Source organism: Frigoribacterium sp. UYMn621, assembly GCF_040549525.1.
GTDB lineage: Bacteria > Actinomycetota > Actinomycetes > Actinomycetales > Microbacteriaceae > Lacisediminihabitans.
This window is the reverse complement of record NZ_JBEPTM010000004.1, coordinates 271,486-294,717: the sequence shown is the minus strand read 5'-3', so window position 1 is coordinate 294,717 and position 23,232 is coordinate 271,486. Positions and strand designations below refer to the sequence as shown.

At 67.3% G+C, this 23,232-nt stretch carries 23 protein-coding genes; 3 read left to right on the top strand and 20 right to left on the bottom strand.

Going from position 1 to position 23,232, the window contains the following annotated elements:
* The 14 genes from aroH to ABIB54_RS09635 form a co-directional block, all read right to left on the bottom strand.
* Positions 1-363, bottom strand: coding sequence for a chorismate mutase (gene aroH / locus ABIB54_RS09700; RefSeq protein ID WP_354575320.1), 363 nt, complete (start codon positions 361-363; stop codon positions 1-3).
* Positions 363-1,166, bottom strand: a complete 804-nt coding sequence (locus ABIB54_RS09695; RefSeq protein ID WP_354575319.1) for a pseudouridine synthase — start codon at positions 1,164-1,166, stop codon at positions 363-365. The genes aroH and ABIB54_RS09695 overlap by 1 nt, the downstream gene beginning before the upstream one ends.
* Positions 1,156-1,764, bottom strand: coding sequence for an SMC-Scp complex subunit ScpB (gene scpB, locus ABIB54_RS09690; protein ID WP_354575318.1), 609 nt, complete (start codon positions 1,762-1,764; stop codon positions 1,156-1,158). The genes ABIB54_RS09695 and scpB overlap by 11 nt, the downstream gene beginning before the upstream one ends.
* The gene (locus ABIB54_RS09685; protein WP_354575317.1) at positions 1,754-2,575 is read right to left on the bottom strand and encodes a segregation and condensation protein A; all 822 of its coding nucleotides are present in this window, start codon (positions 2,573-2,575) and stop codon (positions 1,754-1,756) included. Before ABIB54_RS09685 ends, scpB begins: the two co-directional genes overlap by 11 nt.
* Complete coding sequence (locus ABIB54_RS09680; protein WP_354575316.1) at positions 2,559-3,449, bottom strand: ParA family protein; 891 nt, start codon at positions 3,447-3,449, stop codon at positions 2,559-2,561. Before ABIB54_RS09680 ends, ABIB54_RS09685 begins: the two co-directional genes overlap by 17 nt.
* A gap of 1,044 nt (positions 3,450-4,493) precedes the next feature.
* Positions 4,494-5,504, bottom strand: a complete 1,011-nt coding sequence (xerD, locus tag ABIB54_RS09675; protein ID WP_502917109.1) for a site-specific tyrosine recombinase XerD — start codon at positions 5,502-5,504, stop codon at positions 4,494-4,496.
* Positions 5,419-6,075 (bottom strand): NUDIX domain-containing protein, encoded by a 657-nt coding sequence (locus ABIB54_RS09670; protein WP_354575314.1) that lies wholly within the window; start codon positions 6,073-6,075, stop codon positions 5,419-5,421. Before ABIB54_RS09670 ends, xerD begins: the two co-directional genes overlap by 86 nt.
* A complete protein-coding gene (gene pyrG, locus ABIB54_RS09665) occupies positions 6,072-7,775 on the bottom strand; it encodes a CTP synthase (protein ID WP_502917112.1) in 1,704 nt (567 codons plus the stop codon). The genes ABIB54_RS09670 and pyrG overlap by 4 nt, the downstream gene beginning before the upstream one ends.
* Positions 7,776-7,823: 48 nt before the next feature.
* Complete coding sequence (locus ABIB54_RS09660) at positions 7,824-8,558, bottom strand: SseB family protein (RefSeq protein ID WP_354575362.1); 735 nt, start codon at positions 8,556-8,558, stop codon at positions 7,824-7,826.
* A gap of 25 nt (positions 8,559-8,583) precedes the next feature.
* A complete protein-coding gene (priA, locus tag ABIB54_RS09655; protein ID WP_354575312.1) occupies positions 8,584-9,333 on the bottom strand; it encodes a bifunctional 1-(5-phosphoribosyl)-5-((5-phosphoribosylamino)methylideneamino)imidazole-4-carboxamide isomerase/phosphoribosylanthranilate isomerase PriA in 750 nt (249 codons plus the stop codon).
* Positions 9,334-9,398: 65 nt separating this feature from the next.
* Complete coding sequence (gene hisH, locus ABIB54_RS09650) at positions 9,399-10,031, bottom strand: imidazole glycerol phosphate synthase subunit HisH (RefSeq protein ID WP_354575311.1); 633 nt, start codon at positions 10,029-10,031, stop codon at positions 9,399-9,401.
* A 2-nt stretch (positions 10,032-10,033) separates the two neighbouring features.
* Entirely contained in the window at positions 10,034-10,639 is a 606-nt protein-coding gene (hisB, locus tag ABIB54_RS09645; protein WP_354575310.1) for an imidazoleglycerol-phosphate dehydratase HisB, read from the bottom strand.
* The gene (locus ABIB54_RS09640; protein WP_354575309.1) at positions 10,636-11,751 is read right to left on the bottom strand and encodes a histidinol-phosphate transaminase; all 1,116 of its coding nucleotides are present in this window, start codon (positions 11,749-11,751) and stop codon (positions 10,636-10,638) included. The genes hisB and ABIB54_RS09640 overlap by 4 nt, the downstream gene beginning before the upstream one ends.
* 122 nt (positions 11,752-11,873) lie before the next feature.
* The gene (locus ABIB54_RS09635; protein WP_354575308.1) at positions 11,874-12,290 is read right to left on the bottom strand and encodes a LysM peptidoglycan-binding domain-containing protein; all 417 of its coding nucleotides are present in this window, start codon (positions 12,288-12,290) and stop codon (positions 11,874-11,876) included.
* A gap of 246 nt (positions 12,291-12,536) precedes the next feature.
* Between ABIB54_RS09635 and ABIB54_RS09630 the strand changes: the two genes are divergently transcribed.
* Both ABIB54_RS09630 and lexA read left to right on the top strand, forming a co-directional pair.
* A complete protein-coding gene (locus tag ABIB54_RS09630; protein WP_354575307.1) occupies positions 12,537-12,674 on the top strand; it encodes a hypothetical protein in 138 nt (45 codons plus the stop codon).
* A 5-nt stretch (positions 12,675-12,679) separates the two neighbouring features.
* Entirely contained in the window at positions 12,680-13,399 is a 720-nt protein-coding gene (lexA, locus tag ABIB54_RS09625) for a transcriptional repressor LexA (protein ID WP_354575361.1), read from the top strand.
* Positions 13,400-14,042: 643 nt separating this feature from the next.
* On the opposite strand, the gene metE is transcribed toward lexA, so the two are convergent.
* The 3 genes from metE to hflX all read right to left on the bottom strand — a co-directional run bounded on the left by metE (position 14,043) and on the right by hflX (position 19,085).
* A complete protein-coding gene (gene metE / locus ABIB54_RS09620; protein WP_354575306.1) occupies positions 14,043-16,358 on the bottom strand; it encodes a 5-methyltetrahydropteroyltriglutamate--homocysteine S-methyltransferase in 2,316 nt (771 codons plus the stop codon).
* Positions 16,355-17,353, bottom strand: a complete 999-nt coding sequence (locus ABIB54_RS09615; protein WP_354575305.1) for a methylenetetrahydrofolate reductase — start codon at positions 17,351-17,353, stop codon at positions 16,355-16,357. The genes metE and ABIB54_RS09615 overlap by 4 nt, the downstream gene beginning before the upstream one ends.
* Positions 17,354-17,555: 202 nt before the next feature.
* A complete protein-coding gene (gene hflX, locus ABIB54_RS09610) occupies positions 17,556-19,085 on the bottom strand; it encodes a GTPase HflX (RefSeq protein WP_354575304.1) in 1,530 nt (509 codons plus the stop codon).
* A gap of 42 nt (positions 19,086-19,127) precedes the next feature.
* Here hflX and ABIB54_RS09605 point away from each other — a divergent pair, with 42 nt between their 5' ends.
* Positions 19,128-19,736: a class I SAM-dependent methyltransferase gene (locus tag ABIB54_RS09605; RefSeq protein WP_354575303.1), complete on the top strand. Its 609-nt coding sequence runs from the start codon at positions 19,128-19,130 to the stop codon at positions 19,734-19,736.
* A 98-nt stretch (positions 19,737-19,834) separates the two neighbouring features.
* Here ABIB54_RS09605 and dapF read toward each other — a convergent pair whose 3' ends face one another.
* The 3 genes from dapF to miaB are packed head-to-tail and all read right to left on the bottom strand — an operon-like array spanning position 19,835 to position 23,176.
* The gene (gene dapF, locus ABIB54_RS09600; RefSeq protein WP_354575302.1) at positions 19,835-20,710 is read right to left on the bottom strand and encodes a diaminopimelate epimerase; all 876 of its coding nucleotides are present in this window, start codon (positions 20,708-20,710) and stop codon (positions 19,835-19,837) included.
* A complete protein-coding gene (miaA, locus tag ABIB54_RS09595; RefSeq protein WP_354575301.1) occupies positions 20,703-21,614 on the bottom strand; it encodes a tRNA (adenosine(37)-N6)-dimethylallyltransferase MiaA in 912 nt (303 codons plus the stop codon). Before miaA ends, dapF begins: the two co-directional genes overlap by 8 nt.
* A gap of 5 nt (positions 21,615-21,619) precedes the next feature.
* Positions 21,620-23,176, bottom strand: a complete 1,557-nt coding sequence (gene miaB / locus ABIB54_RS09590; protein ID WP_354575300.1) for a tRNA (N6-isopentenyl adenosine(37)-C2)-methylthiotransferase MiaB — start codon at positions 23,174-23,176, stop codon at positions 21,620-21,622.
* Positions 23,177-23,232: the final 56 nt, after the last annotated feature.

The following is a 23,232-nucleotide window of genomic DNA, read 5'->3' as shown; positions in this document are numbered from 1 at the left end:
CTATTGGGCGAGGTCGAGCCGCAGCGCGACCGCTCCCCGAAGGTAGGTGTGCACGATGTATTTGCGCGGGGTGTCTGACTCCACCAGGGCCATCAGCCGGATGACGAGCGGCATCGAGCCGACGACATCCATCTCCACCGCGCACATCAGGGGCACGTCGCCGAGCCCAAGCTCCCGCGCCGCGAGGGCGGGGAACTCGCTGGTGATGTCGGGCGTCGCGGTGAACATTACCGAGATCAGGGCGTCGGTGTCGATCTCGTTGGCGTGCAGGGCCTTCGACAGCAGCTCGGCGGTGGCGTGCAGCACCTCGGCCCGGTCGTCCCGATCGAGCTGGATGGCTCCGCGAACGGCGCGTACCGCCATCAGTCCGTCTCCTCGGCGTCGGCGTCCCCGGGGCTTCCGGCAGTCGCGTCGCGCGAGATCGTGAGGAGCGCGCCGAGCTCGGCCTTGGTGAGGTCACGGATGTCCCCGGCCCCGAGCGAACCGAGGTGCAACGGACCGAACTGGCGTCGCACGAGATCGATCACCGGATGGCCGACCTCCTCGAGCATCCGTCGCACGATGCGGTTGCGCCCGGAGTGCAGAGTGATCTCCACCATCGTCTCGCGCGCGCCCGCCTGCCCGACGATGCGGGCCTTGTCGGCCGCAATCGGCCCGTCTTCGAGGTCGATGCCGCTGGTGAGCTTCGCGACGGTCTGCGGTGACACCCGGCCCTCCACCTTGGCGATGTAGGTCTTCATCACGCCGAACGACGGATGCGCGAGCACGTGGGCGAGCTCGCCGTCGTTGGTGAGGATGAGCAATCCGGAGGTCTGTGCGTCGAGCCTGCCGACGTTGAAGAGGCGCTCGTCGAAACGCGACACGAAGCGCTGGAGGTCGGGGCGGCCGCGATCGTCCTGAAGCGATGAGACGATGCCGACGGGCTTGTTGAGCATGAGGTAGCGGCGCGAGGTGTCGAGTTGGATGGCGACGCCGTCGACCGAGACGAGATCCGCCGGGAGTACGCGACGACCGAGCTCCGTGACCACCTCGCCGTTCACCTCGACGCGCCCGGCCTCGATCATGTTCTCCGAGACGCGACGGGAGGCGACACCGGCGGCGGCCATGAGCTTCTGCAGGCGCACACCGTCATCGGAGGCTGCGCCGGGGGGCAGGTCAGAAACCATCGGAGAAACCGTCCGATCCGTCGGAGAGCAGGGGCGAGATCGCCGGCAGCTCGTCGATCGAGTTGATGCCCAGCTGGGCGAGGGTGAGGTCGGTGGTCGCGTAGTGGATGGCGCCGGTCTCGCTGTCGGTGAAGGCCTCGGTGATGAGGCCGCGACCCAGCAGCGTACGCACGACGGAATCCACGTTCACCGCCCGGATCGACGCGATGGCGCCCCGGCTGATCGGCTGCTTGTAGGCGATCACGGCGAGCGTCTCGAGAGCGGCCTGCGACAGGCGCGTGGGGTTCTGCGTGAGCACGAAGTCGCGCACGACATCGTCATACTCGCCGCGCACGTAGATGCGCCATCCGCCCCCCACCTCGCGAAGTTCGAAACCGCGACGGATGCCGCCGGCCACACCCTCACCGTGGCCGTCGAAGTCGGCGACGAGTCGCTCGATCGATTGCCTCACGGCCGCGACGGGCACGCCGAGAGCGGTAGCGAGGGAGACGAGCGTCTGCGGTTCGTCGGCGATCATGAGGATCGCCTCGAGGCTTCGTTCCACATTCACCGGCGGGGTCGCCGCCTCGGGGGTCTCATCCATCAGGTCAATTTCCATAGTCTGATCCCAGGCTCGCGAGGTTCTCTTCCGACCAGTGTTCGGCGGTCCAGCGCACGGTGAGTTCGCCGAGCGGTTCCAGCTGCTCGAAGGCGAGTGAGGCCCCGCGGTAGAGCTCGAGAATCGCGAGAAAGCGCGCCACGATCACGCCCTTCTGCTCGACACCGGCGATCAGCTGGCGAAACGTCATCGGCTCGCCGCGGCGCAGCAGCGCGACGACGTGAGCCGCCTGCTCCCGGATGCTCACGAGCGGCGCGTGCAGGTGGTCGAGACCCACTGTCGGCAGCTCGCGCGGCGCGAATGCGAGTGCGGCAATAGCGGCGAAGTCCTCGAGGCTGAGGGTCCAGACGAGCTCCGGCGTTTGCTTGCGGAACTTCTCCTCCAGCCGAACCGTGCGCACATGCCGGGTCGACTCGGCATCGAGCTGCGCGGAGAACCAGGTCGTGACCTCCTTGAAGGCCCGATACTGCAGCAGGCGCGCGAACAGGAGGTCGCGAGCTTCGAGCAGCGCCACGTCCTCGGCATCCACCAACTCGCCCTGCGGGAGCAGCCCCGCCACCTTGAGGTCGAGCAGGGTTGCGGCGACGACCAGGAACTCGCTTGCCTGGTCGAGTTCCGTCGCGGTGTCGAGCTGCTTGAGATAGGCGATGAACTCACCCGTGACGATGCTGAGGGAGATCTCGGTGATGTCCAGCTCATGCTTGCCGATCAGCGACAGCAACAGATCGAACGGACCGTTGAAGTTGCTGAGGCTCACCGAGAAGCCGGTGGCCTCCGGATGCTCGACCGTCGTGTCAGGCGACCGCGCCACGGGCGATCAACTCTCTGGCCAGCTGGCGGTAGGCCCCGGCTGCCGCGTGATCGGGAGCGAACTGCGTGATCGGGGTGCCGGAGACGCTCGCATCCGGGAACTTCACGGTGCGCCCGATCACGGTCTCGAAGACGCGGTCTCCGAAGGTCTCGACGACCCGCTCGAGCACCTCACGCGAGTGAAGGGTGCGGGAATCGTACATGGTGGCGAGAATGCCGTCGAGCTGCAGGGCGGGATTGAGGCGGTCCTTGACCTTGTCGATGGTCTCGACCAGCAGCGCCACCCCGCGAAGGGCGAAGAACTCGCACTCGAGCGGGATGAGCACACCGTGCGCGGCTGTCAGGGCATTGACAGTGAGCAGACCGAGCGAGGGCTGGCAGTCGATGAGGATCACGTCGTACTCGCCGCTCACCTGGCGGAGCACGCGCGCCAGAATCTGCTCGCGCGCCACCTCGTTCACGAGGTGTACCTCGGCCGCGGAGAGATCGATGTTGGCCGGAATGACATCGAGGCCAGGGGTGGACGTCGTGCGGATGGCCTGGTGGGCATCCTTCACGGTTGCGAGCATGAGGTCGTAGATGTTCGAGCCCTCGTGGGAGGCCACGCCGAGGCCGGCAGACAGGGCCCCCTGCGGATCGAAGTCGATGGCGAGCACCCGGCGGCCATAACCGGCCAGCGCGGCGCCGAGGCTGATGGCGGTCGTTGTCTTGCCGACACCGCCCTTCTGGTTGCAGAGGGCGATGATTCGCGCGGGACCGTTGGAGGCCAGAACCGGAGGCTCCGCGAAGACGGTGAGCGGGCGACCGGTCGGGCCGGTGGCGACGCGATCGAAACCGGGGAGTTCCTCAGCCGATTTGTCCCGCTTCGCTGTCATCCCGACATTCCTTACCGTTGAGCACCGGCCGCTGCCGATTAGGACGATTCTATCGATGGCGTGTGCGCCGCCCCGTCAGACTCGCCACGCGCGGTGTGCCGGGGTGGGGCTATTGGCGGTGGTGTCGTCGGTTGCCGTCGGTAGCCGTCGGTGGGTTGCTGCCTGTTGCTGCCTGCTGCTGGGAGATATCCGCCGATCCGTCAGAAAGTGCTCCCTCCCGGAGCCGAAAGCACACTTTGTGACGGATGACGCGGGGAGCGGCATGTGCCGCGGGGATGTTGGCGTCGACGCGCCACACTGCCGGCCGCGACACCTGGCGGGCCGCATCACACGGCCGGCCGCGACACCTGGCGGGCGGCATCCGCCGAACCGTCACAAAACACTCCCTCACAACAGCGGGCCAGCAGTTTATGACGGATGGGTGGCGGGGCGGGCCTTCCCGACGAGCGGGCGGCGGGACGGGCGAGTTCCGCCGGGCGCGTTCCGCCGGGCTCTCACTCGCCATCCCCTGCGCTCGACGCCCCCGGCGCCTGACCAGCGGCATCCGCCGAACCATCACAAAACGCTCCCCCGCAGCAACGGGCCAGCAGTTTGTGACGGATGGGCGGCCGACCGGGCGCGTTCCGCCGGGCTCTCACTCGCCACCCCCTGCGCTCGACGCCCCTGGCGCTGGACCAGCGGCATCCGCCGAACCGTCTCAAAATGCTCCCCCGCAGCAACGGGCCAGCAGTTTGTGACGGATGGGCGGCCGACCGGGAGCGGGCGGCGGGACGGGCGAGTTCCGGCGGGCGCGTTCGGCCGGGCGGGCGGCGGGCCGGGCGCGTTCCGCCAGGCTCTCACCCGCCACCCGCTGCGCTCGACGACCCTGGCGCCGGACCAGCGGCATCCGCCGAACCGTCACAAAACGCTCCCCCACAGCAACGGGCCAGCAGTTTGTGACGGGCTGGCGGGCGGCGCCACCGGCGAGTTCCGCCGGGCGCACCGGGGCCGCACCTCATGACGGTCGAGGCGCGGCGGGGAGGGCGCACGCCACATCCGCCGGGCTCAGCGAGCTCGCGGATGCGCCGTCGTGTACATGTCGCGCAGGGTGTCCGCCGTCACCAGGGTGTAGATCTGCGTCGTGGCGACAGAGGAATGCCCGAGCAGCTCCTGCACGACGCGCACATCGGCGCCACCGGCGAGCAGGTGCGTCGCGAACGAGTGTCGGAAGGTGTGGGGCGAGATCTCGAAGCCGAGCTTCGCCTGCTCCGCCCGCGCGCGGATGATCAGCCACGCGTTCTGCCGCGACACTCGCTGACCGCGGATGCCGAGAAAGAGTGCCGGGGTCGCCTTGCCCCGGGTGGAGAGCAGTGGCCGCGCTCTCACCAGATATGCGTCGATGGCGGCCTGAGCGTAGGACCCGAGGGGCACGATCCGCTGCTTTCCCCCCTTGCCGAACAGTCGGACGACGTCGACGCTGTGCCCTTCCGTGCCGATCACGTCGTCCACGTTCAGGTCGATGGCCTCGGAGATACGAGCGCCGGTGGCGTAGAGCAGCTCCAGAAGGGCGCGGTCCCGCAGCGACTGGAGGTCATCCCCCGAGGCGGCATCGAGCACCGCCGTCACCTGCTCGATGGTGATCGCCTTCGGGAGCCGGCTCGCGAGTTTCGGCGGGGTGACGTCGGCGGCGACATCCACCGTCACCAGACCCTCGTCCAGCAGGAAGCGATGCAGGCTGCGCACGGACGACAGCATCCGCGCCATCGAGGATGCCGTGAGCGGATTCTCGGACCGGGTGCGCAGGTGCAGCGCGAAGGCCGAGACGTGTGCAGCGGTGATCTGCTCCGGGGCGATCACACCTGTGTCAGCAAGCTGACGACCGTACGCCGAAAGATCGCGACGGTAGGCGGCCACGGTGTTCGACGAGAGGCCACGCTCGATCGAGACATGTCGCAGGTACCTGTCGACAGCACGTTCGAACGGCGAATCGTCAGTCACGGCTGCGGAACTTCGGATGGCGCGGCCACGGTGCGTCGGCAGCCCCGAGGCTGGCCCACCCTGCCGCTCGTGAGACATGGGCGGTGAGCACGGCGATGGACAGGATCGAGTTGCCGATCGTTCGGCCCAGAACGGCGTCAACGACCTCATCGAGCGGTACCCAACGCTTCTCGATGTCCGATTCCTCCTCGGTGCGCTCGAAGACGCTGTGGGCGTCGCTCAATCCGCGGGCGAGGTAGATGCGGATCGCCTCGTTGCTGCCGCCGGGCGTGGAGTAGAAGTCGCTCAACAGGCGCCACTCGCTCGCGACGACATCCGCTTCCTCGGCGAGTTCGCGCTGCGCACCGAGCACGGGAGATTCGCCATCGATGTCGAGCAGCCCCGCGGGGATCTCCCACTCGCGGGCGCCGACGGGCCGCCGATACTGCTTGATCAGGAGCACCCGATCCTGGTCATCGAGGGCGAGGATCGCGACTGCGCCGGTGTGGTCCACGTATTCGCGGCTGATTGTCTGCGCCGCGCCCGCGCCCGCGTCTCCGTATTCGAAGACATCCCGCCGGATGTCCCAGACGATGCCCCCGTACACCACCTCGCTCGACACCACGCCGACGGGGAAGACCTCGTCGGAGAGCGGCTGAGACACGCTCACGCGTCCTGCACGGTGAACAGGCGCGTGGCCTCCTGCCGCTCGAGCGCCGCGGCGACGAGCCCTTGGAAGAGCGGATGTGCGCGGTCGGGTCGCGATCGCAGCTCCGGGTGCGCCTGGGTGCCGACGTAGTAGGGGTGCACGTCTCGCGGCAGCTCCACGAATTCCACCAGGTGGCCGTCGGGCGAGACGCCGGAGAAGTCGAGTCCCGCCGCGGCGATCTCAGCGCGGTAGGCGTTGTTCACCTCGTAGCGGTGTCGGTGGCGCTCCTCCACGCGGGTGGATCCGTAGACCTCGGCGACGATCGATCCCTCGGTGAGATCGGCGGGGTAGAGGCCGAGACGCATCGTGCCGCCGAGGTCTCCCCCGGCGATGATCTCCACCTGCTCGGCCATGGTCGCGATCACCGGGAATTCGGTCTCCGGGTCGAACTCCGACGAGGATGCCCCGGTGAGGCCCACGACGTTGCGCGCGTACTCGATCACCATGCACTGGAGTCCGAGGCAGAGCCCCAGCACCGGGATGCCGTTCTCTCGGGCGAATGTGAGCGCGCCGAGCTTGCCTTCGATGCCGCGGACGCCGAATCCTCCCGGCACGCAGATGCCGTCGACATCCGACAGCAGTCGCGCCGCGCCGTCCGGCGTCTCGCACTCGTCCGACGGGATCCAGCGCACGAGCACCTTCGTCTGCTGCGCGAAACCACCGGCCCGAAGTGCCTCGGTCACGGAGAGATAGGCGTCGGGAAGGTCGATGTACTTGCCGACGAGACCGATCGTGACCTCGTGCTTCGGCTGGTGCACCGCGGCCAGCAGGTCTTTCCAGCCGGACCAGTCCACCTCTGAAGCCTCGAGCCCGAAATGCTCGATGATGTAGGCGTCGAGGCCCTGGTCGTGGAGCATGGTCGGGATGTCGTAGATCGAGGGCACGTCGATCGCGTTGACAACGGCCTGCTCGTCCACGTCGCACATGAGCGCGATCTTGCGCTTATTGGACTCGGAGACCGGGCGGTCGGAGCGCAGCACCAGGGCATCCGGCTGGATTCCGATGGAGCGCAGGGCCGCGACGGAATGCTGGGTCGGCTTGGTCTTCTGCTCCCCCGAGGCACCGAGATAGGGCACGAGGGAGACGTGCACGAAGAACACATTGCTCCGGCCCAATTCGTGGCGCACCTGGCGGGCTGCTTCGATGAAGGGTTGGGATTCGATGTCGCCGACCGTGCCGCCGACCTCGGTGATGATGACATCCGGACGGGACCCGTCCTCGGCGACCTCGGCCTGGAGGCGCATCCGCCGCTTGATCTCGTCGGTGATATGCGGAATCACCTGCACGGTATCGCCGAGGTATTCGCCGCGGCGTTCCTTCGCTATGACGGTGGAGTAGATCTGGCCCGTGGTGACATTAGCGGCCTGATTGAGATTGATGTCGAGGAAGCGCTCGTAGTGGCCGATGTCGAGGTCGGTCTCGGCCCCGTCGTCGGTCACGAAGACCTCTCCGTGCTGGAAGGGGTTCATGGTGCCCGGATCCACATTGAGATACGGGTCGAGCTTCTGCATGACGACGCGGAGTCCGCGGGCCGTGAGAAGGTTTCCGAGACTGGCTGCCGTGAGTCCCTTACCGAGACTCGAAACGACTCCACCAGTGACGAAAATGTGCTTGGTTGTGTCCGCGTTTTGTTTGTTCACCACGGGGTTACAGCTTATCAGTGGCTGGGCACCGAAAACGGTGCGGGGCTCGCCCCAGTTCCGGCATTCTCATGCCCCTGCCGTGCCGAGTCGCACCGCGAGCGAGTCGACCCCGGCGGCGATCGCTTCGCTCGCACTCCAACGGGCCTGCAGGCGCGCAAGCACGGCATCCAGCTCGACCCGGTCGAGACCGGGCACCAGGGCGAGGCGCACCACGAGTTCGGGACCGGCGAGCCGGGCATCCGGGTCCCCGGGTTCGAGACCGAGGGACACCACGGCGGGTTCCCCCTCGATCGAGAGGCGGAACTCGTCGAGCACTCCGGCATCGAGGTGGCTCGGGACCCAGGGCTGGGACTGCGCTATCGCCCAGAGCGCCGGGCGTCGGATCACGAACTCGGTCGGCGAGGTCGGGTCGAGCACCACGAGTTCGGTGCCCTCACCCACGGCGGCGAGGGCCACCCGCACGGCATCGGCCGGCACGGGGCGCGCCAACGGCTTCCAGCGTCCCATCGCCTCCACCGAGCTGAAGACGGGCATCACGTTGCGCCCGTCGGGACCGGCGACGGTCACGATCGAGAGTTCGGCACTCTTGTCGACCGCGTGACCGTGATCCCCGATCCCCGACTCGCCGAGCTGTGCCACCAGCGGAATCAGCAGGCGCGAGCCACGAATGGCGTCGACGACCCCGGCGGATCCGATCTCTCCTGCCGCGAACTGGTCGAGCGCGAGTGAGAGCGCGGCGGGCGCCGAGCCGTCGTCGTCCGAGGAGGCGCCATGCTCGAAGCGGCGCCCCTCCCAGGGCATCCCGGCGGAATCGGACACCGGATGCTCAGTCGGACGCGACCGCGAGGGCCTCGGCGAGGGTGAAGGCCTTGGCGTAGAGCGCCTTGCCCACGATCGCCCCCTCGACTCCGAGCGGCACGAGGGCGCGGAGGGCGGCGATGTCGTCGAGGTTCGAGATGCCGCCGGATGCGACTACGGGCCGGTCGGTGCGCTCGGCGACCGAGCGCAACAGCTCGAGGTTCGGACCCTGCAGTGTGCCGTCCTTGGTCACATCCGTCACGACGTACCGGGCGCAGCCCGCCGACTCCAGTCGGTCGAGCACCTCGAACAGGTCACCGCCGTCCTTCGTCCAGCCGCGCGCCGCGAGGGTCGTGCCGCGCACGTCGAGCCCGACCGCGATCAGCTCGCCGAACTTGGCGATCACCCTCGCGGCCCAGTCAGGATTCTCGAGAGCCGCCGTGCCGAGGTTGATGCGCTTCGCCCCGGTGTCGAGGGCCGCTTCGAGGCTGGCGTCGTCCCGGATTCCACCGGAAAGCTCGATGAGCGCGTCCCCACCGACCCGCTTGATCACCGAACGGATGGCGTCGTGGTTGTTGCCCCGCCCGAAGGCGGCGTCGAGGTCCACCAGGTGGATCCACTCGGCACCCTGCGAGGTCCAGTCCGCCGCGGCATCCACCGGATCGCCGTAACTCGTCTCGCTGCCGGCCTCACCCTGGGTCAGGCGCACCGCTTGGCCGTCGGCGACGTCGATCGCGGGCAGAAGCACGAGTTTGGGGGTGGAGTCGAGGGCGCTCATCGGATCTTTTCTCTTCGGGACGACGGGGGGCTGTGACGGCTGGGACCGTGCAGTGGTTCGGGGTGTTACAGGCTGTCGAGCCAATTCGCAAGCAACCGGATGCCCGGCTCCCCCGACTTTTCGGGGTGGAACTGGGTGGCGCTGAGCGGCCCGTTCTCCACCGCGGCCAGGAACCGGGTGCCATGCTCGGCCCAGGTGAGCTTCGGCTCGGGGAAGGGCGGCATCACGTCGAGGGTCCACTCGGTCGCGGCGTAGGAGTGCACGAAATAGAAGCGCTCATCGGCGATTCCGTCGAAGAGCACGGAGTCGCTCGGAGCTTCGAGCGTGTTCCACCCCATGTGCGGAAGAATCGGGGCATCGAGCTCGGTGATGACCCCTGGCCACTGGTCGAGGCCCTGGGTCTCCTCCCCGCGCTCCACTCCCCGACCGAACAGCACCTGCATTCCCACACAGATGCCGAGCACGGGCTTACCGCCGGCCAACCGGAGGTCCACGAGATCTCCGCCGTGAACCGAGTCGAGCGCGGCCATGACCGCAGAGAACGCGCCGACCCCGGGCACGAGGAGCCCGTCGGCAGCAAGCACCCGGGAACGGTCGGCCGTGAGGTCGACGTCGGCTCCCGCAGCTTCGAGGGCTTTCGCGGCAGAGTGCACGTTGCCGCTGCCGTAGTCGAGCACGACGACGGAGGGGCGGCTCATGGTCAGAGCGCGCCCTTGGTGGAGGGGATGCCGGTGACCCGGGCATCCGGCTCCACGGCCGTGCGCAGGGCGCGCGCGAAGGCCTTGAACTCGGCCTCCGCGATGTGGTGCGGATCGCGGCCGCCCAACACCGTGATATGCACGGTGAGGCCGGCATTGAAGGAGATCGCCTCGAAGACGTGGCGCACCATGGAACCGGTGAAGTGTCCGCCGATGAGGTGGAACTCGAACCCGGCGGGCTCGCCGGTGTGTACGAGGTACGGTCGCCCCGAGACATCCACGACGGCTTGCACGAGCGCCTCGTCGAGGGGCACGAGGGCATCGCCGTAGCGGGTGATTCCCGCCTTGTCGCCGAGCGCATCCTTGATCGCCCTGCCGAGCACGATTCCGATGTCCTCGACGGTGTGGTGCACGTCGATCTCGGTGTCACCGCTCGCGCGCACCCTCAGGTCGATGAGCGAGTGCTTGGAGAATGCGGTGAGCAGGTGATCGTAGAAGGGCACCGAGGTGTGGATGTCGGATACGCCGGTGCCGTCGAGGTCGAGCGACAGGTCGATGCTCGACTCGCTCGTCTCGCGCTGGAGGTGCGCGACGCGCTGGGAACTCATGAGCCAATCCTACCGAGCGCGTTCGAACCGTTACCCGCGGTGTCGAGCGCAGCGAGAGCGTGGAGGAAGGCGGTGGTCTCCGCCGCCGTGCCCGCCGTCACCCGCAGGTGATTCGGAATGCCGATGTCGCGGATGATGATGTCCTGTTCGAGCAGCGCCTCGAATACCGCGTGGGGGTCTTCGACTCCCCCGAACAACACGAAATTGGCCCAGCTGCGCCAGACCGGGTAGCCGAGCCTGGGCAGTTCCTCGAGCAGGCGATCGCGCTGCGCCGTGATGTCATCCACCATCGCGAGCATCTCGCCACTGTGAGCGAGGGCGGCGATCGCCGCCGCCTGGGTGAGGGCCGAGAGGTGGTACGGAAGCCGCACGAGTCGAAGTGCGTCCGTGATCGCGGGATCGGCGGCGAGGTAGCCGAGACGGGCACCCGCGAAAGCGAATGCCTTACTCATCGTGCGCGAGACGACGAGTCGCTCGCGACCCTGGAGCAGGCTGAGGGCGGTCGGCAGACCCGTCGGCGCGAACTCGGCGTAGGCCTCGTCGACCACGACGATGCCGTCGGTCGCGTCGTAGGCCGCCACGATCGTCTCGAGGGAGAGCGGTGTGCCAGTGGGGTTGTTCGGCGAGCAGAAGAACACGATGTCCGGTGCCGTCTTCTCGATCCACTCGACTGCCGTCTGCGGCGAGATCTCGAAGGCGTCATCCCGCTCGCCTGCAATCCACGTAGTACCCGTGCCCGACGCGATGATCGAATGCATCGAGTAGGTGGGTGGGAATCCCAGCACACTGCGCCCCGGGCCTCCGAAGGCCTGCAGGATCTGCTGCAGCACCTCATTGGAGCCGTTCGCCGCCCAGATGTTGTCCCGGGTGAGGCCAGATCCGAGGTAACCGGCGAGGCTGTCGCGCAGTTCCGTGAACTCGCGATCGGGATAGCGGTTCACCCCGAGGACGGCCGCGGCCAGAGCGGTCACGATGTCCGTAGCGACGGCCTCGGGGATCGGATGGGTGTTCTCATTGACATTGAGTCGGATTCGCACCTGCTCCTGGGGTGCACCGTAGGGCGTGAGGCCACGGAGGTCGTCACGGATGGGCAGATCGTCTAGGGAAACCACGTGTCAATGCTAGAGGGCGCTAGGTGATGGGAAGCGAGGTGCGAAGCCCCGGCGATCGTGCCCAGCGCGTGGGCGGCCCGGCCTGATCTGTTTCAGTGCGATCTGTTTCAGTGCGAACAGTTTCAGTGCGAGTACTTGAGTGGTACGGCGAGGCTCTGGCCAGGCTGCACCTCGGCGCTGCCCAGCTGGTTGAGCTGCACGATGTCGGACACCACGTCCCGCGGGTCTGATGACGGGGCGATCTCTCCCGCCAACTGCCAGAGGCTCTCGCCCGGTTGCACGGTGACGTGCTCGAAGGTGACTGACGAGGCATCCACACCCGCTGAGGCACCGCCACCGTTGAGGGCGACACCGAAGGCGGCGATCACGAGGGGTGCGGCGACCAGGATCGTGAGCAGCGCATACCCGCGCCGCGTGATCCGCAGTCGCGAGGTGCGCTGCTTCGGGGTGCCGTTCGTGGCCGGTCGTGATGTGGCCGGTCGTGATGTGGCCGGTCGTGATGTGGCCAGCGGAGATGTGATCAGGAGTGCTGTGGTCATCGTCGTTCCTTCCTCTGCCTACCTCGGAGCGCTTGCAGGAGCGGAGCGCTTACAGGGTTTTCGTATCCGACACTCGGCCGGGAGTGCCGGATACGAAGCTTTGTTCCGAACATACATTCGATTTGTGCGGAATTCAAGCGTTGTCTTCGACATTTTCCGAAATCGAGTCGCAACACACTCGAACAGGTGTTTGTTTCGAGGGTGAAACGCGGATACAGTTTCGATTGTCTGGAGATGAGACAACCAGTGACCACCGACATTGTCGGAATCGCGGGTCATCCGCACCCATACGACGAGCAGCGCTACGACGAGCAGCACTACGACGAGCAGCCAGACAGAGAAGTATCCAGACAGACGAATGCCCAGACCGCAGGAGTGACATGAGTGAGATGGATTCAGGCGACAGCCGCGGGGCGGGGCGCGGACCGCGCGAGGCCGGACCGGCGCAGGAGAAGCCGGGCACCCGGCGGCGTAAGAGCCTGAGCGATAAGCAGCTTGCGATCCTTGACTTCATCCAGCGCGCCGTCGCGTCGAGAGGGTATCCGCCGAGCATGCGGGAGATCGGGGATGCGGTTGGCCTGTCGTCGTTGTCGAGCGTCACCCACCAGCTCAACCAACTCGAGCTCAGTGGCTACCTGCGCCGCGACCCCAACCGGCCGCGCGCGCTCGAGGTGCTCATCGACATCCAGCAGGAGGAGGGCGCTGTCGTCTCCGACAACCCGACGCCGATCGGTGACGCGGCGATGGTGCCGCTCGTCGGTCGCATCGCGGCCGGAATCCCCATCACCGCAGAGGAGATGGTGGACGAGGTCTTCCCTCTCCCGCGCCAGCTCGTGGGCAGGGGCGAGCTCTTCATGCTCAAAGTCGTCGGGGATTCCATGATCGACGCGGCCATCTGCGACGGTGACTGGATCGTGGTGCGCCAGCAGAAGTCTGCGGAGAACGGCGATATCGTCGCGGCCATGCTGGACGAAGAGGCCACGGTCAAGGTCTTCCAGCAGCGTGACGGCCACACCTGGCTGCTTCCGCGCAACAGTGCGTTCGCGCCGATTCTCGGTGACTACGCCGAGCTGCTCGGCAAGGTCGTCGCGGTGCTGCGGTCGGTCTGAGCTTCAGCCCCGCCCAGTGGGAGGGCGATGCGCCAACAGGGCCAGTACGGACCGAGCGGGCCGATACGCCGGCCCGGAGTGTCCGCAATGGCCCGGTGCAGCAGCGTGCCGCTCGGTGTTCATGCGTCACTGCGTCGATCGGACTGCGCTGCACTCCCTGTTCGGCAGCAGGTACCACCCGAGGCAGGTGGGGACGGCCACACGGCGAAGCGGACGCGGGCGGGGAAACCCTCGTGGGGTAGGACACGGGAGCCCAGCCACTCGGGTGCGAAGTCTCCGGTGGGTGCCCGGAGGACAGGAACCAGAGCGCACGCGCGACGATCCCCCTCGGGAGATCGGCCGGCGCTACCCCGGGATCGAATGGCGTAGCTCTCGCGGGATGCCGAGCGGGAGGAAGTAGCCAGATCCGGAACCATGCTCCCGATCATCGGTGCCGCCGGAGCGAGCGGCGCTCGCACGAAGGGCAGGATCGCGGCGATGGACTCCGTTGTGGACGGCATCCGCTTTCCCTAGCCTCGGCCTGCGCCCTCCCAGATCACGTAAGCGGGGCCATCGCGGACCGACCGGGCCAGCGTGCCGGCCCGGAGAGTCCGCAATGGCCCCGGTTGCGAAGAAAAGACGAGTCGCCGAGGAACCCGCGCCGCTACTGCGCGCTCACCCGCTCGCGAACGGCGCGCGTTGCGGCGACGACGTTGGTGAGGGATGCCACGGTCTCGTCGTAGCCGCGGGTCTTCAGACCGCAGTCGGGGTTGACCCACACCTGGCGGTTGGGGATCGATCCGAGCGCGATCTCGATGAGCTCGGTGACCTCCTCGATCGAGGGCACGCGCGGGGAGTGGATGTCGTACACGCCCGGGCCGATGCCGCGACCGAAGCCGCTGCGCTGGATGTCGGGAACGACCTCCATCTTCGACCGGGCGGCCTCGATGGACGTGACATCGGCATCCAGGTTGTTGATGGCGTCGATGACCACACCGAACTCCGAGTAGCAGAGGTGGGTGTGGATCTGGGTCTTGGCCTGAACCCCCGCCGTCGCCAGGCGGAAGGATCTCACGGACCAGTCGAGGTAGGCGGCCTGATCGGCCTTCTTGAGAGGCAGAAGCTCGCGCAGTGCGGGCTCATCCACCTGGATGATTCCGATGCCTGCCTCTTCGAGGTCTTCGATCTCGTCGCGGAGCGCGAGGGCCACCTGATTGGCCGTCTCCCCCAGCGGCTGGTCGTCGCGCACGAAGCTCCAGGCCAGGATGGTGACCGGGCCGGTGAGCATGCCCTTGACCGGCTTCTCGGTGAGACTCTGCGTGTACGACGACCACTCCACGGTGATGGGTGCCTCGCGAGCGACGTCCCCCCACAGGATCGACGGACGCGTACAGCGGCTGCCGTAGGACTGCACCCAGCCGTTCTGCGTCACCGCGAAGCCGTCGAGGTGTTCCGCGAAGTACTGCACCATGTCGTTGCGCTCGGGCTCGCCGTGCACGATCACGTCGATTCCGATCTGCTCCTGCAGTTCGACGACGCTCTTGATCTCCGCCTTCAGGAAGTCGATGTATTCGTTCTCGCTGATCTCGCCCTTGGCATTGGCCGCGCGGGCCTTGCGGATGTTGCCGGTCTGCGGAAACGATCCGATCGTCGTCGTGGGAAGGAACGGCAGGTTTAGGGCGGCGTCCTGCGCGGCAAGGCGCTCGGAGTAGTCGCCGCGCCCGAAGTCGGCCTCCGTGAGAGCGGCCGCTCGCCCGCGCACGTCTCCGTCGCGGACTCCGGGGGCGATTCGGCGGTCGGCAAGAGCGGCCGAAGCGGCATCGAGGTCTCCCTGGATAGCGGATGCCCCGCCCGCGAGGCCCGCCGCGAGGACCGCGATCTGCGCCACCTTCTGGTCCGCGAAGGCGAGCCAGCTCTTCAGGCGGTCGTCGAGAAACGGTTCATCCGTGACATCGTGCGGGGTATGGAAGAGGCTCGTGGATGAGGTGACCGCCACGTTGGGCGAGAGCGCCTTCAAAGACTCGAGGGTGCCGAAAGCGGCGGCGAGGTCTCCGCGCCAGATGTTGTGACCGTCGATCACGCCACCGACGAGCGTCTTCTGCGTGTGGAAGTCCTCCGGGATGGAGCCTTTCACGAGGTCGAGCCCGATGGCCTCGATCGAGGTCGAATCGAGCACCGGGAGCGCGTCGTCGAGACTGCCGTAGGGCGCTGCGACGAAGATCTGCGGGCGCACACCAAGGGCACCGAGGGCGTCATAGGCACGCTTTGTGGCGGCCAGCACCTCGGCGCGGGGAACCTCGATGCTCTCGCTAACGAGCGCGGGCTCGTCCAGCTGCACCCACTCGGCACCGACGGCGGTCAGAGCTGCGAGCAGTTCGGCGTAGACCGGCAGGAGGTCGTCGAGGCGATCGAGGGGCTGGTAGCCCTCCGGAGCATCCTCACTCGCCTTGCTGAGCAGCAGGAAGGTGACCGGGCCCACAATGACCGGGCGGGTGCGGAAGCCGCTGGTGGTGGCCTCTGCAACCTCGCGAACCAACCGGTCGGAGGCGAGGTGGAAGTCGGTCTCCGGACCGATCTCGGGCACGAGATAGTGGTAGTTCGAGTCGAACCACTTGGTCATCTCGGCGGGGGTGTTGTTGCCCTCGCCACGGGCGATGGTGAAGTATCCGGCGAGGTCGACGGTGCCGTCGGCGGCGACGAGGGAGGCGAAACGAGTGGGCACGGCACCGACGGCGACCGCGGCATCCAGCATCTGGTCGTAGAAGGAGAAGGCCTCGGGGATCGAAGAGTCGGACTTGCCGAGACCGAGGGAGACCAGGCGCTCACGGGTGACGGCCCTCAATGTCGCGGCGGTCGCCTCGAGCTCATCGGCGGTGATGCGGCCGGCCCAGAATGACTCGACGGCCTTCTTGAGCTCGCGGCGACGGCCGATCCGGGGGTAGCCCAGGATGCTGCCGGTGGGGAATGAGGGGGTCGTCATACGGATTCCTTGTGGTTGGGTGATTCTGGTGAGGTCAGCCCGGCGATGAGACCGACTCCGTCGAGAACGGACAGTACGGCCCGGTGCTGGTTGAAAGTGTAGAGGTGGAGGCCCGGTGCTCCCCCGGCGAGGATCTCGAGCGAGAGCGAGACGGCGTGCTCGATTCCGATCTCGGCCTGTTCGTCGGCGGAATCGCTGGCGTGCAGGCGCCGGGACAACTCTTCGGGACGACGCTCTCCGGTGAGTTCGAGAATTCGCTCGAGCCGGGTGGGTGCCGTGGCGGGCATCACGCCCGGCAGGATCGGGATCGTGACCCCGGCGGCACGCGCCTCATCGACGAAGCCGAGGTAGTCCTCCGCGTGGAAGAACAACTGCGTGATCGCAACGGTCGCGCCGGAGACCTGCTTGGCGAGCAGGGTGTCGATGTCCTGGTTCGACCGCTTCGACCGCGGATGCCCGTTGGGGAAGGCGGCCACGGCCACCCGCACCTTCTGGCGGGTGGAGGGGATCGCGCCGCCGCCGGAAGCGCTCCGCGATGGCAGCGTCGCATACTGCGCCCGCTCCGTCTGCACCCGGTGGATGAGCTGCACGAGTTCCGAGGCGCTGCCGAGGTCGCCGAGGAACTGGTCTCCCTCGACCGCACCGCGCGGGGGATCGCCGCGGAGGGCGAGGAAGCTCGTGATGCCGGCATCGAGGAACTCGCGCACCAGGCGGTTCGCTTCGTAGTGCGACGACCCGACGCAGGTAAGGTGGGCGAGCGGATGCACGGAGGTCTGCTCCCTGATGTACCGCAGCACCTCGAGCGAACTCTCTCGGGATGAGCCGTTGGCCCCGTAGGTGACCGATATGAAGTCGGGACCCACCGCCGCCAATTGCTGGATCGTGTCCCAGAGAGTGTGCGCCGCCGCCTCATTACGGGGCGGAAACAGCTCGAACGAGAACGGGATGCGCGCGCTCGGCGGGATGTTCTCGCCGGGGCTGTCGGGAGCGGGCACAGGTCTTGGTCCTCGGTGCATATCGCCGGCTGTGCAGTGGCCCACATGGCCCACTGCATCGCCGTTCTGGTGGGATGCGGAGCCGATCGGCTCCTGTGGGCGGGTGCCGGGCTCGGCTGTCGCTCCTCGGCTCGCAACACTCGCGAACCTCAGTGCCGCCAGACTAGCAAGCGGAACTCGTGCCGGTAGAAGTGTTACGCAATCAGACGACGACGGCGGGCACCGGGGTCGCGAACGGGCGCAGCGCGGCCGCATGCTCCTCGGTGACGAGCACCGAAATCCGCGTTCCACCCTCTTCGTACTCGGTCGAGACGATGCGGGCGTGGTCGTGAAGCGACGAAATGACGTCCCCCCGGTCGTAAGGCACGAGGAGATCGAGTTCGATCGACGGGGCGGGCAGGGTGCGCGCGATAGCGGCGAGAATCTCCTCGATGCCCTCGCCGGTGCGAGCGGAGGCGAAGATCGCTTTCGGTTCGAGCCCCCGCAGCACGAGCCGCTGGCTGTCGTCGATGAGATCGCTCTTGTTGAAGACCACGATCTCGGGGATATGCCGCGCCTCGACCTCGCCGATCACGTCCCGCACGGTCGCCAGTTGGCTGCCGGGGTCCGGGTGCGATCCGTCGACGACATGGAGGATCACATCCGAATCGGCGATCTCCTCGAACGTGGAGCGGAACGCTTCGACCAGCTGGTGGGGCAGGTTGCGCACGAACCCGACAGTGTCGGTGAGGGTGTAGGCCTGGCCCTCCTCGGTCTCGTTCTTGCGCACGGCGGTATCGAGGGTGGCGAACAGGGCGTTCTCGACGAGTGCTCCCGCTCGCGTGATGCGATTCAGAAGTGAAGACTTTCCGGCGTTGGTATAGCCGGCAATGGCGACGGATGGCACGGAGTTGCGATTGCGGTTCGCGCGCTTCGCCTCGCGGGCCGGCTTGAAGGCGAGGATCTGCTTCTTCAGCCGGGACATGCGGGTGTGGATGCGACGACGGTCGAGCTCGATCTTCGTCTCACCCGGACCGCGGCTTCCCATTCCGTTGCCGGCGCCTACCTGGCCTCCGGCCTGGCGCGACATCGACTCTCCCCAGCCTCGGAGTCGGGGAAGCAGGTATTCGAGCTGGGCGAGCTCGACCTGGGCCTTGCCCTCCCGGCTCTTGGCGTGCTGGCTGAAGATGTCGAGGATGACCGCCGTGCGGTCGATGACCTTCACCTTCACGACGTCCTCGAGCGCTCGGCGCTGGCTGGGGGCGAGCTCGCTGTCGACGATCACGGTGTCGGCGCCGACGCTGGCGACCACATCCCGCAGCTCGATCGCCTTTCCCTTGCCGAAGAAGGTACTGGGGTCGGGGGTCGCCCGCCGCTGGAGGAGCCCGTCGAGCACGGTGGCCCCGGCCGTCTCGGCAAGCGCGAAGAGCTCGCGCATCGAGTTCTCGGCCTCTTCGGTGTTGCCCTGGCTGTAGATGCCGATGAGCACGACGCGCTCGATGCGCAGTTGCCGGTATTCGACCTCTGTGACGTCTTCGAGCTCGGTGGACAGACCGGCCACTCGACGGAGGGCCTGGCGGTCTTCGCGGTCGAACTGGTCGCCGTCGGAATCCGACTCGACCCCGCGGCTCTGGAGGGCCTGGGCGTTGCCCGACCCGAACAGTGTGTACCCGGCCGACTTGCTCGCGGCTTTCGCCAGCACGCGGCTGACGGCGTCGTCATCCTCGCGTGCGTCTGTCTCAGGTTCAATCATCTGGTTAACCCTAGTTCCTCGTATTTCGATAGGTTTCTCTGCATGGCCTCTGAGCATTACTTCTCCGAAATGCCCGAGAGTGAGCTCAAGTTGCGGCAGATCCGCGTTCCGCTGGCCGACCAGACTTTCGAACTGACCACGTCCAACGGCATATTCAGCCCCGAACGCATCGACGCCGGAACCCAGGTGCTCCTTGCCAACACCCCCCCGGCGCCTCCCGGGGGAAATCTGCTCGACCTCGGCTGCGGGTGGGGACCGATCGCCCTCACTCTCGCCCTGCAGTCCCCTCACGCCACCGTGTGGGCTGTGGATGTGAACTCCCGCGCCCTTGACCTCGTGCGCCGCAACGCCGAAGCCATCGGCGTCACCAACATCAACGCCGTGACCCCGGAAGATGTTCCCGCGGACCTGACTTTCATGTCCATCCGCTCGAATCCGCCGATCCGAGTCGGAAAGAACGAACTCCACGGGATGCTGGAGTCCTGGCTGCCACGGCTCGACCCGGAATCCGACGCCTGGCTCGTCGTGCAGCGCAATCTCGGATCCGATTCCTTGCACCGCTGGCTCGAAGGCTGGCTTCCCGCGGACTTCGCCGTCTCGCGCGCGGCGACCAACAAGGGCTATCGGGTGCTGAGGGTCCGCCGCAGGTAACGCAGACAGGTCCCCCGCGCGGCGGGTGGGAGCGGGAGCACCCAGGGAATTTCCTCGAGCGCCGTCGATCCACGCTGATTCTGGAGCCTCGGCGTGGCTCAGTAGGTGAGGTCACCCTCGAAGACGAGCTCGGCGGGTCCACTCAACGAGACGTGCTCGCCGTCTTCCGCCGCCCACATCCGCACGCCAAGGGTGCCGCCTGGCACCTCCACGCGCCACTGGTTCGGAGCACCCGACCCGGCCCAGTGCCGGGTTGCGAGGGCCGCCGCGGCCGCCCCCGTGCCACAGGAGAGGGTCTCACCGCTGCCGCGCTCGTGCACGCGCATGCGGATGCGTCCGACGCCGTCTTTCACCAGCGGGTCCATCGGCACGACGAATTCGACGTTCGCGCCCTCGGTCGCCTCCGGGTCGAGCACGGGGATGAAGGTCAGGTCGGCGCTCTCGAGCTCCTCGTCGCTCGACAACGCGACGACGACGTGGGGGTTACCGATGTTGATGCCGAGACCCGGGCGCGCCACAGACAGGTTCTTCGCGCGCACGAGCGGCTCGCCTCCCTCGAGCGACCAGCGTCCGAGGTCGACCTGGAATCCGGAAGTGTTCCGCTGCAGGTCGCGCACACCACTCCGTGTACCGATGGGAAGGGTCTCCCCCTGTCCCAGCGTCGCCAGCCCGTTCTGGATCAGGAACTTGGCGAAGACGCGGATGCCGTTGCCACACATCTCCGAGACCGATCCGTCGGCGTTGTGATAGTCCATGAACCACTCCGCCGCATCGTCCTCTGCGAGGGCGGCAGCACCCGCAGGCAGGTTCTGCGAACGTACCGCTCGAATGACGCCGTCGCCTCCCACGCCGAAGTGGCGGTCGGCGATCGCGGCGATCTGTGCGGGAGTGAGGTCGATGAGTCCGTCGGGATCGGCGAAGAAGACGAAGTCGTTGCCGGTTCCGTGGCCCTTGGTGAAATGCAGGTCAGGCATGGTCCAAGAGTATCCGGCGGGCGGACGACACCCGGTCAGGATCGTCCGAGTCCAGCCAGAACGTCTGGGGGTACCGCCGAAACCATCCCACCTGACGTCGGGCGTACTTGCGCGTGAGCACCCTGGTCTGCTCGATAGCCTCCGCTTCCGTCAGGTCTCCCCTGACCTGCCCGAGGGCCTGCGCATAGCCGATGGCACGAGACGCCGTCACCCCGAGCCCGGTGCTGTCGAGCGCTCGCGCTTCGTCGACGATCCCGTCTCTCCACATTGCGGCCACCCGGTCGTCCAGCCGCGGCACCAGGATGTCCCGCGGAGTGGTGAGTCCGAGGGAGGTGGTGGGCATCCAGTGGTCCGACTCGGCGGGCAGGCCCGATCCGAACGGCCGGCCGGTGAGCTCCACCACCTCGAGAGCGCGCACGAGACGCCGGCCGTTGTGTGGACCGATCGCGGCCGCCGCATCCTCGTCGACGCCGAGGAGATCACGGTAGAGCAGGCCAGGACCACGGTCGAGGAGTTCCCGCTCCAGCCGCTCGCGAACCACCGGGTCGGTGGGGGGAAACTGGAAGTCGTAGACGACCGATGACACGTAGAGCCCGGACCCGCCGACCAGGATCGGAACGGCACCGCGGTCGAGGATCCCCGCTATCGCGCCTCGGGCATCCGCCTGGAACGCCGAGACGCTGGCTTCCTCACGGGGGTCGAGCACATCGAACAGGTGGTGCGGGATGCCGCGACGCTCGTCGACCGGGAGCTTGGCCGTGCCGACATCCATGCCCCGATAGAGCTGCATGGCATCGGCATTGACGATTTCGGCCGCCCGGCCCTCTGAACGGAACCTCTCCGCGAGGTCGAGCGACAGGGCCGACTTGCCGGTGCCGGTCGCGCCGACGATTGCGACGAGCATCGCCGCTAGCGCTGCCCGTCGTGCAGGTCGTAGATCGGAGACGTGGCGATCCGCACCGTCGGAAGTCCGAGCGAAACCCGTGCCGGAGCGGATGCGGCACCACCGGCGGTGGGGATGGCGCACGAGTCCGCCTCGGCCCGATCCCAGGCGTCCCCGGCGCTCGTGCGCCGGATCAGCAGTGGAGCACCGTCGGCGGAGTCGGCGAGCAGATAGAACGGCTTCGCTTCGGAGATACACACGGTGACGACATCCCCGGGGCGCGGAAGCTCGCTGTGAGGCGGCACCTCGAAGTGCACGAGGCGGCTGTCTTCGGCACGACCGGACAGCCGGTGGGTGTCGGCGTCCTTGGAACCCTCGGCGCCGACCAGCACCTGCACCTGCGTGCCGACCAGCTTCTGGTTCTCTTCCCAGGAGATGCGGTCTTGCAGCGCAACCAGTCGCTCGTAGCGCTCTTGCACCACGGCCTTCGGCACTTGGTCGTCCATGGTCGCCGCTGGCGTGCCGGGACGGATCGAATACTGGAATGTGAAGGCGGTCGCGAACCGGGCGAGCTCGACAACGCGGAGGGTCTCCTGGAAGTCTTCTTCGGTCTCGCCGGGGAAGCCGACGATGATGTCGGTGGAGATCGCCGCGGTGGGGATGCGGGCCCGCACGCGGTCGAGGATGCCCAGGAATTTGTCTGACCGGTAGCTGCGGCGCATCGACTTGAGGATCCGGTCCGACCCGGACTGGAGCGGCATGTGCAACTGCGGCATCACGGCGCCGGTCTCCGCCATCGCGTCGATCACGTCGTCGGTGAAGGCAGCCGGATGGGGACTGGTGAACCGGATGCGCTCGAGCCCGCGGATTTCGCCGGCCGCACGGAGGAGCTTGCCGAACGCCTGCCGGTCTCCGAACTCGACCCCGTAGGAATTGACGTTCTGGCCGAGGAGGGTGACCTCGATGGCGCCGTCATCCACGATCGCCTGGATCTCGGAGAGGATGTCGCCCGGCCGGCGGTCCTTCTCCTTGCCACGCAGGGCGGGGACGATACAGAACGTGCAGGTGTTGTTACACCCGACCGAGATCGACACCCAGCCGGAATAGGTGGACTCGCGCTTGGTCGGAAGGGTCGAGGGGAAGACGTCGAGCGACTCGAGGATCTCCAGCTGCGCCTCACCGTTGTGACGCGCCCGCTCGAGAAGGGTGGGCAGCGATCCCATGTTGTGGGTGCCGAACACCACGTCGACCCACGGCGCCTTCTCGAGGATGACGTTCTTGTCCTTCTGGGCCAGACAGCCGCCGACGGCGATCTGCATCCCCTCGTGCTTCTGCTTGACCGAGGCGAGGTACCCGAGGTTTCCGTACAGCTTGTTGTCGGCGTTCTCCCGCACCGCGCAGGTGTTGATCACCACGACATCCACGATGCCGCCCTCCGCACGCACGTACCCCGCCGCCTCCAGCGAACCACTCAGTCGTTCGGAGTCGTGCACGTTCATCTGGCAGCCGAAGGTGCGCACCTCGTAGGTGCGAGGGGAATCAGGTGCGGCAGTGGTGGTGCCGGCAGGAGCGGTGAGGGTCATGATCCCCCAATCTTAACCGTCCCCTCGCGCGCATCCACTCGAGGAGCCGGCCGACC

Excerpts from the sequence above, each read along its gene's own strand:
- aroH (WP_354575320.1), bottom strand. The coding sequence starts at position 363 with ATGGCGGTACGCGCCGTTCGCGGAGCCATCCAGCTCGATCGGGACGAC.
- ABIB54_RS09695 (WP_354575319.1), bottom strand. The coding sequence starts at position 1,166 with ATGGTTTCTGACCTGCCCCCCGGCGCAGCCTCCGATGACGGTGTGCGC.
- scpB (WP_354575318.1), bottom strand. The coding sequence starts at position 1,764 with ATGGAAATTGACCTGATGGATGAGACCCCCGAGGCGGCGACCCCGCCG.
- ABIB54_RS09680 (WP_354575316.1), bottom strand. The coding sequence starts at position 3,449 with ATGACAGCGAAGCGGGACAAATCGGCTGAGGAACTCCCCGGTTTCGAT.
- xerD (WP_502917109.1), bottom strand. The coding sequence starts at position 5,504 with ATGTCTCACGAGCGGCAGGGTGGGCCAGCCTCGGGGCTGCCGACGCAC.
- ABIB54_RS09660 (WP_354575362.1), bottom strand. The coding sequence starts at position 8,558 with ATGCCCTGGGAGGGGCGCCGCTTCGAGCATGGCGCCTCCTCGGACGAC.
- priA (WP_354575312.1), bottom strand. The coding sequence starts at position 9,333 with ATGAGCGCCCTCGACTCCACCCCCAAACTCGTGCTTCTGCCCGCGATC.
- hisH (WP_354575311.1), bottom strand. The coding sequence starts at position 10,031 with ATGAGCCGCCCCTCCGTCGTCGTGCTCGACTACGGCAGCGGCAACGTG.
- hisB (WP_354575310.1), bottom strand. The coding sequence starts at position 10,639 with ATGAGTTCCCAGCGCGTCGCGCACCTCCAGCGCGAGACGAGCGAGTCG.
- ABIB54_RS09635 (WP_354575308.1), bottom strand. The coding sequence starts at position 12,290 with ATGACCACAGCACTCCTGATCACATCTCCGCTGGCCACATCACGACCG.
- lexA (WP_354575361.1), top strand. The coding sequence starts at position 12,680 with ATGGATTCAGGCGACAGCCGCGGGGCGGGGCGCGGACCGCGCGAGGCC.
- metE (WP_354575306.1), bottom strand. The coding sequence starts at position 16,358 with ATGACGACCCCCTCATTCCCCACCGGCAGCATCCTGGGCTACCCCCGG.
- hflX (WP_354575304.1), bottom strand. The coding sequence starts at position 19,085 with ATGATTGAACCTGAGACAGACGCACGCGAGGATGACGACGCCGTCAGC.
- ABIB54_RS09605 (WP_354575303.1), top strand. The coding sequence starts at position 19,128 with ATGGCCTCTGAGCATTACTTCTCCGAAATGCCCGAGAGTGAGCTCAAG.
- dapF (WP_354575302.1), bottom strand. The coding sequence starts at position 20,710 with ATGCCTGACCTGCATTTCACCAAGGGCCACGGAACCGGCAACGACTTC.
- miaA (WP_354575301.1), bottom strand. The coding sequence starts at position 21,614 with ATGCTCGTCGCAATCGTCGGCGCGACCGGCACCGGCAAGTCGGCCCTG.
- miaB (WP_354575300.1), bottom strand. The coding sequence starts at position 23,176 with ATGACCCTCACCGCTCCTGCCGGCACCACCACTGCCGCACCTGATTCC.